Here is a 14,905-nt window from a genome sequence, read left to right as displayed (position 1 = left end):
TGGGTTGTGGGACCAGTAAAGCCGAGCTACCGCGCCAAGGTCGAAAAACAAACCATTCCGAAGTGGCTCGCTCAGAGATTTTGATGCGTTCTGGACGCCAGGGCGAGTTTCTCGACGAGTTCGTCAGAGATGGGCTGACGTGGCGAGAAGGTGACCCCCGTCTTGCTAGACTTGAGGCCGGCCGCGGCGATGTCGTCGGCATGGGACTCGATGGAAGCAGGAGATAGATAGAGCCCGCATTGCTTACTGAACGCCGCATATCCGGCGATGATGGATTGTCCGATCCTGAAGCCTGGCATCTTATAGGCGATGACTTCTTCAGCGTCAGGTAGCGTGCGTGCAAGTTGAGCGCGCAGTCGAAGCAGCAGAGGCCGGAGTTCGTCAGGAGCCTCAGCTATGTAGGAATCGTGATCAGCAATCATGAAGAGCGAGCCTCCACTGGTTTGTCATTAAAGGCAAGCGCGCACCATCCCACTATCAATCAGTTGGATGATTGGGGCAAGCTGATCAGCAGAGGGTCCGAATTGGGCCAAACCCAGACAAGGCCTTAGGTCCCTGATGCGCCAAGAGTGATCGCCGGTACCCCAAAGATGTATGTCGAACTTGGGGCCGATTATGGACCGATTGCTTTCGGACAATGGCGTCGCTTCGAGCCGATTTTCGTCGACTTATCTTGATACTCAATAGTGGAAAGCGAACACCGGCACGAAGGATCAACTTGGAGAACCGAGGCAACTGACCTCGTCGCCAACAGTGTTGTGCCGCAGCACTGCCCACAGGCGCTTCTTGTCCCGGGCGGGCTGACGTTCAATCTCCTGCTCTGCCGCTTCGATGCCGTCCAGAGCCGCCAGCGCAACGATCAGATTACTGTTCTCCGGACCTTGTTTGAGCAGCATGGTCCGGATGACGGGCAAGATCGTGGCGGCGTCCGCTGATGCCCGGCAGGCGGCGTTAATGGCGTCTATGCGGATCGTAATGTCCGCGGAATCCAGACCTGCCAGCACTGCGGGCATTCCATCCGCGCCAAGGCCCACAACCGCGACAAGCAGCGGAGAGGTGTTGCGTGAAAGGCGGTCCCGCACGATCGCAAGCAGCGCCGCCGAGTGTGCCGACAGGAAGGCCTTGTCCTGGCGCTGCACCAGTTGCGCCAGTTGTCGGTCCTGGTCGTAGGATGCGTCGGGCACGGGCCATGCCAACCGTGTTAGGATCGGTTCGGCCAGCAGCGCCACCGACTCTGGACGGCCGCGCCACAACACATGCAGACCACCGATGCGTGAGATTCGGCGGTCGAGCGTTACGGCGGACAATACCGAACGGTCTTCATCGTCCGGCTCGACCTTACTGGACCAGAACGGGTCCGTCCATTGCGTCACCGCTTCCTGCAGGTCACGATCGAAGCGATCCGCGCCTGGTCGAGCCAGGATCGACATCACCATGGTTCTGTCCGGGCGCATTCGTCCGTCGGCGCGGGAGATCATCGCCTGGACCGGCATGTTGTCCCGTCGCTTATCACCGGGAACGAGCGAGAAGCCGAGTTGGTCCATCAACGCAAGCAAAGGGTGCGGGTTGACGGTGCGGACGTCCTTCGCGATGCCAGTCCCGCTGACTGTCGTCAGCAACCCACCATAGGGAAATATCATGAAGGGTATTGATGCGCTGCCGATCTCCACTTCGGTGGTGCGCATGAGAGGAATGTCCTCTCCCTGTCGTTTCTCCGAGGCTTCCACCCGGCGGGCCAGTCTGACCGCGGTCAATGAGAATGTGGGAACCGAATTGCTGGTGAGTTTATGGTCCTTGATACTGATGCCATCGGTCATTCCGACGCCGCGTGCCGGGACGATGCAGAGACCGCCAATCCTGGCCCTTGTCGTCGATGGGAGAACATTGTTGTTCTGACTGTCGAAAACTGCGGGACATCTCGCCATGGCCGCGAGGGAGTAGCTGACCACGATCGGCGGCTTGCCGAACAATGCATGGGCGATGACGGTGACGGTTGTGACCTGACGCGTCAGCAGCAGGTGCTGGCAGATTTCGTCACAGGCCGCGTGCTCGACGGGATCGTCACCCTCTTGGACGAAGGCCACCTGGTCGCGGATCAGCTCAATCCGCTCCGGCCTGCGCGGCAAGGGCTTGCGGAAGTCATCGGCGGTCAGTTCAAACAGTGTCCGCTTGGCGTGCGGTACGGCGATAATAGCGGGAATGATGGCGAGCGCCGCTGCCGCGGTGACGCTTACCAGCGCCGCCAGCGACCAGTGAACACCAATCCTGCGCAGTAACAGCCCTGGCATCATCGCCGTGAAGTAGAGCCAGATCGAGGGGATCAGGCCCGCTAACCCTAGGGTCATAATGCCGACAAGGACCGCCAGCAGCGGCGCTACAGCCATCAAGGCGGTCGCTGCGGTCAGGGCCGCATATGCGATAAACAGAGGTCGAGCGGCAATCATTCCGCAGAAATAAGCATGCGGTCATTAATCTTTCGCCAAGTCCTGACCTGAAATTCTAATCGAACGTGGGTTGTGCCAAAGTATCAACCGGGCGGCGAACTATAGTCCCGCCGGAGCGGCGCGACGAACATCTGAAAACGCATCGACAAAATCAACGTCCCCACTCGCAAGGGCGGCTTTGGGCCAACGGGGGCCTAGACCTCAAGCCTTTAAAGCGCCACAAGCATGTGTAATCGGGCGGTCCCACAAGGGGCAAGCTCCCACTACAATCCCGGCGTTGCCGCGATAATGGGAGACAACGATGTTTTATGCTGCTTTGGACGTGTCGCTACGCTCAGTGGCGATTTGCATCATCGATCAGGACGGAAAGGTACGGTTGGAGCGCTCGGTTCCTTCTGACGTGCCCGATTTGGTCCGGTGCCTGTGTGAGTTTGGTGAGCCGATTCATCAGGTGGGGCTTGAGGCCGGTACCCTGACCCAGCATTTGACCTACGGACTCAAAGAGGCTGGGTTTAACGTGGTGTGCATGGAGGCCCGCCAGGTCAATGCTGCCCTCTCGGCGATGCGCAACAAGACGGACAAGCATGACGCCCGTGGCATTGCCCAAATTTTGCGTTCAGGATGGTACAGCCGGGTTCATGTAAAAAGTGTCGAGAGCCATTACATCCGGGCCCTGCTTACCAGCCGCAAGGTCATGCAGCGAAAATGCATTGATCTCGAGAACGAAATCCGGGGGCTATTGAAGGTCTTCGGCGTGAAGCTGCCGATGCGCCTCTCCCGCGGGTCCTTCGATGCGACCGTCCGAGACACGATCGAGAGCGATCCTGCTCTTAGCAACGCCCTTCCTCCAATGTTGGAGGCCAGGCACACGCTTCTAGAAACCTTCCTTGAACTTGACCGGCGAGTACGCAGGGCCGCCCGCGAAGATGCCATCTGCGTGCGATTTATGGGCATACCAGGGGTCGGTGAGATTACGGCTCTTAGCTTCAAGGCTGCTGTCGACGATCCCACTCGCTTCAAGAGTTCACGCACGGTAGGGGCACACTTCGGACTGACGCCGCGGCGTTTCCAGTCAGGGGAAAAAGACAATCCCGGACGCATCTCACACGCCGGTGACGCGGATGTCCGGGCGACACTCTACGCCGCCGCCAACGCGATGCTCATGCGCTCGATTGCCTGGAGCAGCTTGAAAGCATGGGGCGTGCGGCTGATGAAGACCAAAGGACGGCGGCGAGCCATCGTTGCTGTCGCACGCAAGATTGCCGTCGTACTGCATCGTATGTGGAGCGATGGCACCGAGTTCCGGTTCGGATCGGAGGGCGCTGCATGATCTGACACAGCCACCGAAGCCGATCCTGGCCGGATCGTCCCATGCGGACGACGGGATGGATGAAGCCGACAATGACTGCTGCGCTTTGAGCGCGTCCATAAGCGAGGCTCTCCAGACCCTGATCCCATGCATGCGTGCAGCGGCTCCGACGCGAGGAGCTAATAGACTGCGAAGAGAAGCGTGACCCGCGTGAACGATCAGGCCAACGACCATCACAAAGAGCTTGACCCAAATGCCCGATTAGAGAAGCGAGGCTCTCCAGACCCTGATCCCATGCATGCGTGCAGCGGCTCCGACGCGAGGAGCCAATAGACTGCGAAGAGAAGCGTGACCCGCGTGAACGATCAGGCCAACGACCATCACAAAGAGCTTGACCCAAATGCCCGATTAGAGAAGCGGTCATGCGCAAGCTGATAGACGCACGACGCCGCAGGGCCACGCCGTCGTAGCGCGTGTTTGCCGCACTCGCAGGTTAACGCTTCAGAGAGTCGAAGATCGCTCGTGCGTTGGTCGCGATGATCGGCGACTTGGTCAGGAACAGGGCCTCCGTCGTGCGGAAGTCGTAGAAAATGGTCAAGTCTTCGGATAGTCTCTCCTTGACCGAGCAGTAGAGCCACGGCTGGCTCGACGAGTTGGGTGCATAGCACCTGGCGAAATAGCCGTCGGGCCGCTCGAGGTAGAAGTCATGGTTCTCTCGGTATGTCCTTACGCCGTCGGATGCGGTGGACACCGGGTTTCTTTTCATCGCCTCGCGCTCTTTGGCGACCCAGTCGAAGCTGCCCTTGGCCAGGTCGACGTTCACCCTCACCGGGTAGTCGGGGATGGCCTCAGAAGCGATCAGATTGCACGCCATGTCTGCCCACGGATACTCGGGATGCTTCCTCGAGCAAAACGGACTCTTCGTTTCGGATACCCTTCTGGACGGACCGCCGTCGATCATTAAGTGGACGCCCGTGAGCGTAACCGGATCGTTCCCGGCCATCGCGCAGAACGCATGGGCATCGGGATTACTCCAAAGGATGTAGTGCTCCTCATTGCGGTCCATGCCCCAAAGAAATAGTCCGGGAGCGATCGGAACCTTAAGGTCCACGTCACTGATCCTTGCCGGGTGGAGATCGTTCAGACATGCCTCTGACGGAGCGGCGAACCGGGCTTGCCGGATTTTCTGTTGGGTCCAAACGAACGCGAAATAGCTGCCGAAGCCGAGTAGGAAGACCGTCGGCAGCACGACGAGGGGTTTCAGCGCACGCCAGCGCAACACTCGTCCCGCGATCACCAGCCCACTCGCGACGGCTCCGCTGCCCGCGCCGAGGACAAGAAAAATCAAGAGGATGACGCCGAGGCCCATCCCCGGCCCGTCCGACCGCATGACGACAACGTACTCCCACGTGGCAAAGACTGCCGCCACGGCCCCGACCGGCAACAGCAGCCACCATCGCCACCAGAAGCAAAGCGCAAGGAAACCGATGGCGTACGGCGGCAGGGTAAAAAGTAGGCTCGAGGTGTACATATCTGGAGGGCCATCCCACTACGGGGCAGACGGGAGCTGCTGCCTTATGACAACCATCTGAGAGGAAATGATGAAGAACTTCGATCGATTTGAAGGCAAGATCGGGAGGAACAGTTAGAACACTGCCTCGGATTGGCTGCCAACTCCCGCCCTCTGACTTCAATGTTGGGCTCCAGTTCGACGGATGTCATCACTTCAGCTTTAGGAGGCCCGCCTCGGTCGGTCGGAATCCGCAACTGCGATAGAACGAAGTCAGATGCGGTTCGAAGTCGACATGCAACCACTTCGCTCCGCGCCCGCGTGCCGCATTTATAGCCTCCGCCACCATGCGGGAAGCGATACCCCTTCTTCGCATCCGGGGGGTGACACAGGTATCGAGGATAAAGGCGTGGATACCTCCGTCCCACGCCACATTCACGAAGCCGACCAGCCGATCATCTTCATAAGCCGCAATATGGGCAAGGCTGCGCGACAGGATGCGAGGGAAGTCTATTGGCTCATGGCTGCCCCAAGCTTCTAACCAGAGCAGATTCAACTCGTCTTGGGTTGGAAACGGATCAATCCGAAGCGTCACCATCTCGCCGCTCTCCAGTTAAGCTATGCTTTCCGAGCTCTAATGTGGAGGAATATTGGGGCCACTTGGGTGTCCGCGACGGTAGGCACTGCCCGGGCAACTTCATCTGAGGCCGTTGGCTCGCCGAACGCTTCTATTGTCAGCCCAGAACCAACAATGATCCCGACCCAGCTCGAAAGCGTTCTGTGGAAGCGCGGAACCGCAAACGGTGTGATGCCATCACGCTCATCGCCCGGGATCGCAGAGAAAGTCCAGTATTCGATTCGGCCATCGGTCTCGTCGAAATAGTCAGCCACCTGGACTGCGATTGCCTCGCCTTTGTCATCGCGGATGTTGCGGCGGGTCGGCGGCACGAAGCATGGATGCAGTATGGAGAACTGCAGAAATCCCCCCGGTTTGAGCACACGCCGGATTTCGGGGAAAACCTTCAGGGGATCGGCCATGTCCATCATCGACATGAAGGCTGTAATGAAATCGAACCTCTCGTCATGGAAATCGATAGCCTGAGCGTCGCCCACGACATAGGTCACCCCGAGAGGGTCGCGCTCCTCGGTTTCACGTGCGTGTCGGATGAAAGTCGGGGCTAAATCGAGTCCCGTCATCCGGCCTCCCAATCGCGCCACCGCGCGAGTGTTCGTTCCCTCACCACAGCCAAGATCGAGGCCCGATAATCCGCCCACTGGCGGCAACAAGTCGAGGAATGCTGGGGTGTTCAGTGCATCTCGGTAGACGTCATACCCAGCCCGCGAGAACTTCGTCCAGTTCTCGGCATTCCCTTCCCAGCAGTCAGCCACGCTCCTGGCGCTCATTATTAGTCCTCCGCGACAACTTCGACGAGCCCTACCATGCCCGAAATCGTGGAGAAGATGCGGCGGAGGGACACTCGCTTGAAGCTGCTCTGCGTCATTCGGCGACCGCATCGACCAATGCCTGCAGACTTGTTGGTCTTTGGTCGACGATCACAAAGGGCCGGCGGGGTCGCAACCAGAGGTCCCAGAAGCACCAACGGCGGTCATTGCAGCTGTCGCAGAACTCCGTAATTTGCAAAGCAGCCGAGATTGGCAGCAACACAAAGACAGCCTCCTGAGGCTCCTGCGGGACATCCACTATGCTTGACTTCGATCCACAATATTCGACCTCTCAGATTAGGTCGATCGAACGGTTCATTGATGAGCACTACGCGCTGGGAGCGTCGGTTTCTTGCCGCCTAATTCAACGCGGTTTGAATGATGTCTATCTTGCCAGCGCTGGCAGCAGCGAGCGTTACGTCTTCCGACTTTCCCACCACCGTGCACGTGGGCCAGCCGACGTCAAAAGCGAAACGGCATTCCTCACCCATCTGTCAAAGTCAGGCGTTCCGGTCGCCGCGCCTATTGCGACACGCGCTGGCACTTTCTTCCTTCAGGGGCAAGCGCCGGAAGGTGCGCGCGACTGTGTGCTCTTCAGGGCGATTGATGGCCGTGAACCGCATGCGGGCGACGCGGGCGATGCTTGGGCGAATGGGAAGACGCTCGCTCTGCTACACAATGCGGCCGAGACATTTCCTTCTGACGGGGCGATGTATCGGCTCGACCTCGAACACTTACTGCATCGGCCGCTCGCGCGAATACGTGATAGCGGAATCGTGAACGATGCGCAGGTCTTCAGCGATCTTGAAGACATCGCCGAACGGACTGGAAAGGCGATCGAGGCGTTCAGCAATTTGACTTGGACATATTGTCATGGGGACTGCCACGGCTTCAATTCTCGTATCAACGAGGCTGGAGAAGCGGTGTTTTTCGACTTCGATGACGGAGGACCGGGATACCTCGCCTATGATCTTGCGGTTTTCCTGTGGGCGAAAATCTCCTTTGGTCGGAGTTTGACCGCTGTGTGGCATGCCTTCTTGGACGGATATCGGGCGATAAGGCCGATAGCTCCGGACGACTTCGAGGCAGCCGTTCGACTTGTAGTAGTCCGCCACTTTTGGCTGATGGGCGAGTACGCGAGCCGAGCGCAAGAGTGGGGAAGTAACAGTGTCGGTTGGATTGCACGGGAGGCGAGTTTTCTCAGGACGTGGGAAGCCGAGCAATTTAACGATCGTCTGTTCTGAATTCGGCATTCAGCCTAGGCATGAAATGAAGGGATCGCCGCTTCGGGCATCAGTTGCAAAAGCCCCACGACAGAAGTGCGCCAATTGCGGTCATTGGAGCGGAGCGGCGGGCAGAAGATGCTGATCGGTGAGGAAACTTATGATACTGACGACGTGTTTGGCGGCTTCCAGCCAAATTCAGCCAAAACGAAGCCATCGTACCTCTCGCGGATAACGGCGCGTCTCATATTCCGCGCAAGTGGATCGTGGAATATTTCGAGCGCTCGCTGAGACTCTTCATCCGACAGCCAACCGTCGGATAGTCGCCAGCGTCGATAAAATAGCCAGTCGAGTTCGCCTGATCGGCTACGCTCGACGCCAGCACGTCCGCGTGCCAGCTCGATTTCCGGCGGGAAAACTTCGGGAGGCGCGACGTCCCGCCCTCTTCGTTTGGCGTTGGCATAGTTCAGGTCTCTGACTTTACGGATACGTGTCGCACTCTTTTCGACATCATCGTCAGTGATCGTCACGAGGCGGTCCATTTCGTCGTTGATGTCATCAGGCATTGTCTCGCAGGCAATTTTGACCGCTTCCATAAAACGAACGTCTCGGAGGTGGGAGGGCTTCCAGCCCGCCGCATCGCGCCAATGGATCGTCTCTGAAGCTTCTGTCCATCGCCCGTTCTGTGTCAGACCGAGGATGGCGAGCAGCGGTAGAATGTCCGTGCTGGCTTCTGCCGCGTCAGCGGTCTTGCAGGCGGCGATATTCACGTCTGGTGCTGTCTGAACGGGTGGATACCTCTTGGTTGATGTGGGCGCTCCCGGTTGCATGAACGTCACATCCGCCAGCCCCAGAACAACCACGCATATGTCATCCCAGCGCGGCAGAACTTCGGGCAGTTTTGGCCAGTCTTTTGATATGGCGCTTGGCCCGATGCGCTCCGCCTGTCCCAACGCCACCAATGCGTCACACCCCAACTGATAGGCCGTCATGCTATCGTCAGACCATGTCAGGGGAGATCGACGGGCCACCGGCAGTCTTTCCTTCAGGAATTCGATGACGGCACCTGGCCAGTCGTCGTTCGGTCCATTCGCACTCATTCGCTTTTCGCCACGTCGCCGGGATGATGCAACTATTGCATGTCGTCCGCAGCGCGTCATCGGTTTTTGGCGTTATGCGATGGATGTTGGTCGACAATTCCTTCGCAACCTGCATCGACCCAGTGCTTCGACACCCAAGTCCCTAATGGCGCGAGCCAGCCTCGCGTTGGGTGGCAGCAATTGGCAACTTGAGCCAAGACCTCAAGTCCCTGCAGCGGCATGAGCGTCGCTGACCCGCCCCTTAGTCGATTTTCGTCTACTGATCTTACGCTCAGAGTGCATGTTGAAACGTCGGGCATCGGCAAGATCAACCCATCAGCGATGGCCGGAATGGGCCAACACGAGCCGGCACCCAAGTGTTCGAAGCACCCAAAAGTGGCCAATCTGCTGGCCAATAATGAGACCTAGCCATCCAGTGTCGCCGCCACTTTCCCCGAGGGCGGACATCATAATCAGCATTCTCGACGAACGCAGACGCGCTGTTCGAATGCTTCGCAATGATGGCCGGCCGCCTTCGAAGTCTGCTCGCGGTCGACGTACTCCGCGCTAAAGACCGTCCCGCGCGAAATGGTTCCTCTCGCCTCGTCAATGCTTCAGCGAGTCGAAAATCGCTCGGGCGTTTACGGCGATGATCGGCGACGTGGCCAGGAACAGCGCCTCCGTGGACCGGAAGTCATAGGAAATGGTCAAATCTTCAGCGAGCTTTTCTCGGACCGAGCAGTAGAGCCACGGCTGGCTCGCCGAGCTGGGTGCATAGCACCGGGCGAAATAGCCGTCGGGCCGCTCGAGGTACAAGCGATGTTTCTCTCGGTATGTCCTTACGCCATCCGGCGCGATGGACACCGGGTTCCTCTGCATCGCCTCCCGCTCTTTGGCGACCCAGTCAAACCTGCCCTTGCTGAGGTCGACATTCACCCTCACTGGGTTGTCCGGGATGACCCGAGAGGCGATCAGATTGCACGCCATGTCCGCCCACGGATATTCAGCGTGCTTCCGCGAGCAAAAGGGCATCTTCGTTTCGGCAACCCGTCTGGATGGCGAGCCGTCGATATTGAAGTGGACGCCCGAGAGCGCCACCGGATCGCGTTCGGCAAGCTCGCAGAACGCGCGTGCATGAGGATTGCTCCAAAGGATGTAATGCTCATTGTCGCGGTCGATGCCCCAAAGGAACAGTCCGGGCGCGACGGGAATATCGAGGTCAACATCGCCGAGCCTGGCCGGATGGAGACCGTTGAGGCAAGCGTCCGACGGCGCGGCGAACCGGGCTTCCCGGATTTTCTCTTGGGTCCAGCCGAACGCGAAATAGCCTCCGAACCCGAGCAGGAAAACTGCCGGAAGCACGACGATCGGTTTCAGCGTTCGCCAGCGCAAGACCCGCCCCGCCATCACTAGCGCGCTTGCCAAGGCTCCGCTCCCCGCGCCGAGGACAAGAAAAATCAACAGGATAACGTCGAGGAACATGTCGGGCCCGTCGGACCGGATCATGCCGCGGTACTGTAGCGCCACAAGGCCGGCCGCCACGGCTCCGATCGGCAACAACAGCCACCATCGCCACCAGAAACAAAGCGCGAGGAAGCCGATCGCGTATGGGGCCAAGGTGAAAAACAGGAGAAAATTCGAGATGTACATGACTAGAGGGTCATCCACTACGCGGCAGACGTGAGCTGCCGCCTTATGACAACCATCTGAGAGGAAATGATGAAGAGCTTCGATCGATTTGAAGGCAACCGCGACAAGCCGAACACTTCAGCACGCCGTGCACGCAGAACCGCGAGAAAACGATTTCGCTTTCGTGGCGCGGGCGGTATTTCTGTCGACGCGCAAGGAGCCATACGATGAAGAGCCTGTTCCATCTCGCCTACCATGTGACCGATCTCGACGCCGCTCGTTCGTTCTATGGCGACGTCCTGGGTTGCCGAGAGGGGCGCAGCACCGAGACGTGGGTGGATTTCGACTTTTTCGGACATCAGATATCCCTCCATCTCGGCAGACCGTTCGAGGTCACGCGCACAGGCAAAGTTGGGGATCACATGGTGATGATGCCTCACCTTGGCGTCGTCCTGCCCCTCGACCTATGGTTCGACCTCGCCGCGAGGTTGGAGAGCGCCGGCATCGCCTTCGACATCCCGCCTGTCGTCCGCTTCAAAGGCGAGCTGGGTGAGCAGCGAACTATGTTCTTCTTCGATCCGAGCGGAAACCCGATTGAAGTCAAGGGGTTCAAGGATTTCGACAGTGTGTTTGCAAACTAAGAGTCCGGCGACGACCACCTGACGATTGATCCCGTCACGGCAGTTCCGCGCCAAGCGCGGTCGCGACCGCCCGTCAGCAACGCAACAGCGTGGACCTCAACGTCGTCACACCAAGTCGGTCGATCCATGCTAAGAATTATCAAACCGTATCTGGAGCCTCACGAGTGAACAGCAATTGGAGCAAGGGTGTGACTTTGGCGCTGGAAGCACCGGGCAAATTCACGACCATAAACAACATTCAAGAAGCCTCATGGGCGCTTATTGAAGATTGGCCGGTCGAAGACGGCGATGCCCTGGATCACGCTCTGCTTGTCATCGAGGCCGCGATCAAAGGCAGGAAGACACCAGAGGCCGCGAGGCTTGCATTCATTGCAGCGGCGCATGAAGCCCAGATTGAAATCCGTGGGTAAGGGCATACCGCCGCCATCGCGGTAGACGTGAGCATTGGTCGCCTTCGGGCAAAATGCGGAAATCGCGCCAACAGGAGACGTAGCTCCACTCGTTGATGAAAGCACCTGTTTCGACCCCATCGCAGAAATAGGGGTAACGTTTCGCCTTCACCGAAAGGAGGCGTGGCGCGTTCTCCTTTGATTATGTCGTTTGGGGCGTATTAATCTCGAGATGACGAGCAAACAGGGCTGCACCCAGGGCGACAATCGCTGAGGCCAGCATCACCATTAGCAGGCCAGACCGAGCATTCTCTTCCGTCAAAACGACACCCGCGATCGCTGCCATAATGGAAGCGCCTGCGACGGTGATCGCGCCGGCGAGACCGGCGGCGCTTCCCGTCTGCGTTGCGCGAACCGAAATTGCCGCAGCATTGGCGCTAGGCTGCGTAAGTCCGTTCGAAACCCCGACGAAAAGGCATGGCCCGAACAATGCCACCACATGATCGACGCCGACAAAGTACAAGACGATGCCGAACAAGAGCCCCCCGCAAGCCACAATCCTTCCTGCAATCAGCAGGGTGGCCTGCGGGAGATTGCCGGCGAGCCGCCCGGCCAGAAAACTGCCGAGCACGAAGCCGCCTGTGATCGAGCCCATGTAGAGACCCAGAACTGCTGGCGATAGATCGAAGGCTGAAGCGGCCAGTGGGACGCCAGCCAGGAAGGCATAGAAGGCACCGACCGAGAAGGCCATGCACAGGCAATAAGCCAGGAAGCGTTTGGAGCCGAGCAGGTCGGGATAGGCTTTGTACTGCTCCAGCATAGTGACGGATCGCGAAGTGTTCGTTTCGCGCAGGTCGGTCCAACACAATGCTAGGACCGCGATTCCCAAAAGCGCCAGAACGTAGAAGCTGGCCCTCCAGCCAAATACCTGATCCAGCAGCCCGCCTGCCGTGGGGCCGAGCATGGGTGCAATAGCCCACGCCATGGCCAGATAGCCGAACCGACTCGCGGTCTGTTCTCGATTGGTCGTGTCACGGATCACCGCGAGTGACACCGCGTAGGTTGGCGCGATCACAGCCTGCACCATCCGGCAGGCCAGGAAGGTCCAGGCATCCGGCGCTACGGCGCACCCGACCGTCGCAGCGATAAATATCGCCAGCGCCCCAAGGATTACAGGCCGGCGACCAAAACGGTCCGAGAGCGGGCCCAGAACTAGCTGAAGGCATGATGACACAATTGCATAAGCCGCTAGCGAAAGCCCGATTAGTCCATAATCTACGCCAAATTCGGCGGCCATTTGGGGGAGAGATGGAAGGAAGAAGTTGATCGGCAGGATAGCAAGTGCCGACAGAAAAACCAACGTGGACAGGTGAGGAGAAGCTGATGAACCTGGCATGATCAAAGCCAATTGCGTGTGTGGGAAACGAGGCAATAAAAAAGCCCCTGTGAGGGGCTGATTTCTCCGCGCATGGGTGCTTTCGCCTGGCAGCTATGCTGCCGTGCCCATGCGCGCGCCTACTACGACCATGCCGTTTTCGATCATCATGCGCCAATTGTTACGGCAAGGAGGGATGTCCGTCAACTCGACGTCAGTGCGGCAACAATCAGATTATCGCCGCCATAAGCCGTCTGTCCGCAAAGCACCCCATGTCAGACGCGTGCAGGTCAATCCTGCATGACCGCTTCGGGCCATCAGGAGCGAAGACCAAGGTCTCTGATGCGCCAATATAGGAGACGTCGCAAGAGCCGCAGCCGAGGTCACGCGGGACCAAGGACCGATGCTTGAGCGCCACCGCCACTGTATGGGCGGTTTGGGAAAACAATGGGTGTCGGGACTGAAGCACTGGGCTGTAATTCGCCGACACCCGCGGGGTTGGTCAAATCCTGTTCAAGGGACCAGTATGCGCTGTTCAAGCCGCCTTTGGGAACAGGTCTCCAAACCGCTGAAGGTAAAGCGGCCAGCCCTGATCCCCCGCGACACCGTCGCGCTCGCTTTCCCAGCCTTGGCCGTGACGCTCCAGGTTTCGATGCTCGAGCTCGACGCGCCTGCGTTTGTCGGTCTCGGCGGTGAATAACACCTCCCACTCGCTGGTCTTGTCGAGATCGGTTTCGATTTGCCATTGCGGGTTGATGTCCCAACTCATGAGCACCCGGTTGGGCGGTTCGTAAGCCAGGACGCGCCCCCAGCGGCACTCGCTGCCGTCGGTGCCGCGGTCGTAGATATAGCCGCCGACGCGTGGCTCGAATACCGTTTCGGCGATTGGGACGGAGAGCAGATTGTGTGTCGGCGGCTTGAAGCTTCCGAACCCCTCGGTGAAGACCTTGAACGCGCGCTCTATCGGTGCCTCGACAACGATCGACTGTTTGACGGACGCAATCGGTATCTGCATGTTCATTTCGACTCCTCCGATGAATCCTCGACGACCGCTTTGTACGCCGACAAGGTTGTGCTCCAGAACCGATCGAGCCAAGCCCGCATCTGGGCGAGCCCCGCCGGATCGACATGATAGACGTTGCTTGCCCCCTTCGACTCCGCTCGAACCAGATGCGATTCCCGTAGCACCTTGAGGTGCTGGGAAACCGCCGACTGGGAGACGGTGACCTCGCGTGTGATTTCCACGACAGTTCGCGGACGAGACGCGATCAGTTCGAAGATCGTGCGTCGGGTGGCGTCGCCGAGAGCAGCAAGTTGGGCATTATCAACAGTCATGACTTATGATTAGCGTAAACTGATCATCGAGTCAAACGTGATTTTTCGGATCGGAGATTGGATGTTCGACCAGGACCGAGGTCGGGCAACAGGCCCGACGCTCGCTCTATTTGGATCAAGGCACTGGTTTGCCGTCACCGGCCAGCACGAAAAAGACCTTGTGAGCTTATCTGCGAAGGTTGGGGCATACTGTACCGCTACGCATTGGTGTCATTTGTCGTGTTCTTGCCACCCATTGATCCCAGCACGCAGCGGAATCGCGTCCAGTCCGAAACCATGAAGCTCCTCGGACGCGCCACAGGATCGCGCGCCGCCAAAGCTGCAGACGGTTACGATTGGCACGTCCGAAGGGAGTTCACCTCGCCGCGCCGCAAGCTGATCCTTTGGAATATTGATGGCTCCGTCGATATGTCCCGCGGCGAATTCTTCGGCCGACCGGACATCGACAAGCATAAGCTTCTCACCCGCCTTCAGCTTCTCGCGTAGTTCGGCCTGTTCGATGAATTGCGAAACGTCACTCATGAGTAC

15 protein-coding genes are annotated in these 14,905 nt (G+C 58.7%); 4 read left to right on the top strand and 11 right to left on the bottom strand.

Going from position 1 to position 14,905, the window contains the following annotated elements:
• Positions 1 to 71: 71 nt before the first annotated feature.
• On the bottom strand, positions 72 to 422 hold the full coding sequence (locus tag AC2YI2_RS19205; protein ID WP_487388080.1) for an iron chaperone: 351 nt from the start codon (positions 420 to 422) through the stop codon (positions 72 to 74).
• Between the two features lie 291 nt (positions 423 to 713).
• On the bottom strand, positions 714 to 2,384 hold the full coding sequence (locus tag AC2YI2_RS19200) for a hypothetical protein (protein WP_487388079.1): 1,671 nt from the start codon (positions 2,382 to 2,384) through the stop codon (positions 714 to 716).
• Between the two features lie 361 nt (positions 2,385 to 2,745).
• Between AC2YI2_RS19200 and AC2YI2_RS19195 the strand changes: the two genes are divergently transcribed.
• Entirely contained in the window at positions 2,746 to 3,774 is a 1,029-nt protein-coding gene (locus AC2YI2_RS19195) for an IS110 family RNA-guided transposase (protein WP_487388078.1), read from the top strand.
• 472 nt (positions 3,775 to 4,246) lie between these two features.
• Here AC2YI2_RS19195 and AC2YI2_RS19190 read toward each other — a convergent pair whose 3' ends face one another.
• From AC2YI2_RS19190 to AC2YI2_RS19180, 3 genes are all read right to left on the bottom strand, one after another.
• The gene (locus AC2YI2_RS19190; protein ID WP_487388077.1) at positions 4,247 to 5,284 is read right to left on the bottom strand and encodes a hypothetical protein; all 1,038 of its coding nucleotides are present in this window, start codon (positions 5,282 to 5,284) and stop codon (positions 4,247 to 4,249) included.
• A gap of 190 nt (positions 5,285 to 5,474) precedes the next feature.
• Entirely contained in the window at positions 5,475 to 5,861 is a 387-nt protein-coding gene (locus tag AC2YI2_RS19185; protein ID WP_487388076.1) for a GNAT family N-acetyltransferase, read from the bottom strand.
• 20 nt (positions 5,862 to 5,881) lie between these two features.
• Positions 5,882 to 6,667 (bottom strand): class I SAM-dependent methyltransferase, encoded by a 786-nt coding sequence (locus tag AC2YI2_RS19180; RefSeq protein WP_487388075.1) that lies wholly within the window; start codon positions 6,665 to 6,667, stop codon positions 5,882 to 5,884.
• Positions 6,668 to 6,966: 299 nt separating this feature from the next.
• Between AC2YI2_RS19180 and AC2YI2_RS19175 the strand changes: the two genes are divergently transcribed.
• Positions 6,967 to 7,950, top strand: coding sequence for a phosphotransferase enzyme family protein (locus tag AC2YI2_RS19175; RefSeq protein WP_487388074.1), 984 nt, complete (start codon positions 6,967 to 6,969; stop codon positions 7,948 to 7,950).
• Positions 7,951 to 8,087: 137 nt separating this feature from the next.
• On the opposite strand, the gene AC2YI2_RS19170 is transcribed toward AC2YI2_RS19175, so the two are convergent.
• Complete coding sequence (locus AC2YI2_RS19170; RefSeq protein WP_487388073.1) at positions 8,088 to 9,029, bottom strand: hypothetical protein; 942 nt, start codon at positions 9,027 to 9,029, stop codon at positions 8,088 to 8,090.
• 585 nt (positions 9,030 to 9,614) lie between these two features.
• A complete protein-coding gene (locus tag AC2YI2_RS19165; RefSeq protein ID WP_487388072.1) occupies positions 9,615 to 10,658 on the bottom strand; it encodes a hypothetical protein in 1,044 nt (347 codons plus the stop codon).
• Positions 10,659 to 10,864: 206 nt separating this feature from the next.
• Between AC2YI2_RS19165 and AC2YI2_RS19160 the strand changes: the two genes are divergently transcribed.
• A complete protein-coding gene (locus AC2YI2_RS19160; RefSeq protein ID WP_487388071.1) occupies positions 10,865 to 11,278 on the top strand; it encodes a VOC family protein in 414 nt (137 codons plus the stop codon).
• A gap of 164 nt (positions 11,279 to 11,442) precedes the next feature.
• Positions 11,443 to 11,688: a DUF982 domain-containing protein gene (locus AC2YI2_RS19155; RefSeq protein WP_487388070.1), complete on the top strand. Its 246-nt coding sequence runs from the start codon at positions 11,443 to 11,445 to the stop codon at positions 11,686 to 11,688.
• 181 nt (positions 11,689 to 11,869) lie between these two features.
• Here the strand turns inward: AC2YI2_RS19155 and AC2YI2_RS19150 are convergent, their stop codons facing one another.
• The 4 genes from AC2YI2_RS19150 to AC2YI2_RS19135 form a co-directional block, all read right to left on the bottom strand.
• Positions 11,870 to 13,075, bottom strand: coding sequence for a multidrug effflux MFS transporter (locus tag AC2YI2_RS19150; RefSeq protein WP_487388069.1), 1,206 nt, complete (start codon positions 13,073 to 13,075; stop codon positions 11,870 to 11,872).
• A gap of 502 nt (positions 13,076 to 13,577) precedes the next feature.
• Complete coding sequence (locus AC2YI2_RS19145) at positions 13,578 to 14,063, bottom strand: SRPBCC family protein (protein ID WP_487388068.1); 486 nt, start codon at positions 14,061 to 14,063, stop codon at positions 13,578 to 13,580.
• Complete coding sequence (locus AC2YI2_RS19140; protein ID WP_487388067.1) at positions 14,060 to 14,377, bottom strand: ArsR/SmtB family transcription factor; 318 nt, start codon at positions 14,375 to 14,377, stop codon at positions 14,060 to 14,062. The genes AC2YI2_RS19145 and AC2YI2_RS19140 overlap by 4 nt, the downstream gene beginning before the upstream one ends.
• A 210-nt stretch (positions 14,378 to 14,587) precedes the next feature.
• A complete protein-coding gene (locus tag AC2YI2_RS19135) occupies positions 14,588 to 14,899 on the bottom strand; it encodes a rhodanese-like domain-containing protein (RefSeq protein WP_487388066.1) in 312 nt (103 codons plus the stop codon).
• Positions 14,900 to 14,905: the final 6 nt, after the last annotated feature.

It is taken from the genome of Rhizobium sp. SRI_017 (genome assembly GCF_057586295.1).
The sequence above is the reverse complement of the archived record's forward strand: the minus strand, read 5'-3'. Positions and strand labels throughout refer to the sequence as shown.

Bases quoted from the DNA above. Each gene is read 5' to 3' on its own strand.
- AC2YI2_RS19200 (WP_487388079.1), bottom strand. From the start codon at position 2,384: ATGGCTGTAGCGCCGCTGCTGGCGGTCCTTGTCGGCATTATGACCCTA.
- AC2YI2_RS19195 (WP_487388078.1), top strand. From the start codon at position 2,746: ATGTTTTATGCTGCTTTGGACGTGTCGCTACGCTCAGTGGCGATTTGC.
- AC2YI2_RS19165 (WP_487388072.1), bottom strand. From the start codon at position 10,658: ATGTACATCTCGAATTTTCTCCTGTTTTTCACCTTGGCCCCATACGCG.
- AC2YI2_RS19170 (WP_487388073.1), bottom strand. From the start codon at position 9,029: ATGAGTGCGAATGGACCGAACGACGACTGGCCAGGTGCCGTCATCGAA.
- AC2YI2_RS19140 (WP_487388067.1), bottom strand. From the start codon at position 14,377: ATGACTGTTGATAATGCCCAACTTGCTGCTCTCGGCGACGCCACCCGA.
- AC2YI2_RS19190 (WP_487388077.1), bottom strand. From the start codon at position 5,284: ATGTACACCTCGAGCCTACTTTTTACCCTGCCGCCGTACGCCATCGGT.
- AC2YI2_RS19145 (WP_487388068.1), bottom strand. From the start codon at position 14,063: ATGAACATGCAGATACCGATTGCGTCCGTCAAACAGTCGATCGTTGTC.
- AC2YI2_RS19175 (WP_487388074.1), top strand. From the start codon at position 6,967: ATGCTTGACTTCGATCCACAATATTCGACCTCTCAGATTAGGTCGATC.
- AC2YI2_RS19180 (WP_487388075.1), bottom strand. From the start codon at position 6,667: ATGAGCGCCAGGAGCGTGGCTGACTGCTGGGAAGGGAATGCCGAGAAC.
- AC2YI2_RS19185 (WP_487388076.1), bottom strand. From the start codon at position 5,861: ATGGTGACGCTTCGGATTGATCCGTTTCCAACCCAAGACGAGTTGAAT.
- AC2YI2_RS19205 (WP_487388080.1), bottom strand. From the start codon at position 422: ATGATTGCTGATCACGATTCCTACATAGCTGAGGCTCCTGACGAACTC.
- AC2YI2_RS19135 (WP_487388066.1), bottom strand. From the start codon at position 14,899: ATGAGTGACGTTTCGCAATTCATCGAACAGGCCGAACTACGCGAGAAG.
- AC2YI2_RS19160 (WP_487388071.1), top strand. From the start codon at position 10,865: ATGAAGAGCCTGTTCCATCTCGCCTACCATGTGACCGATCTCGACGCC.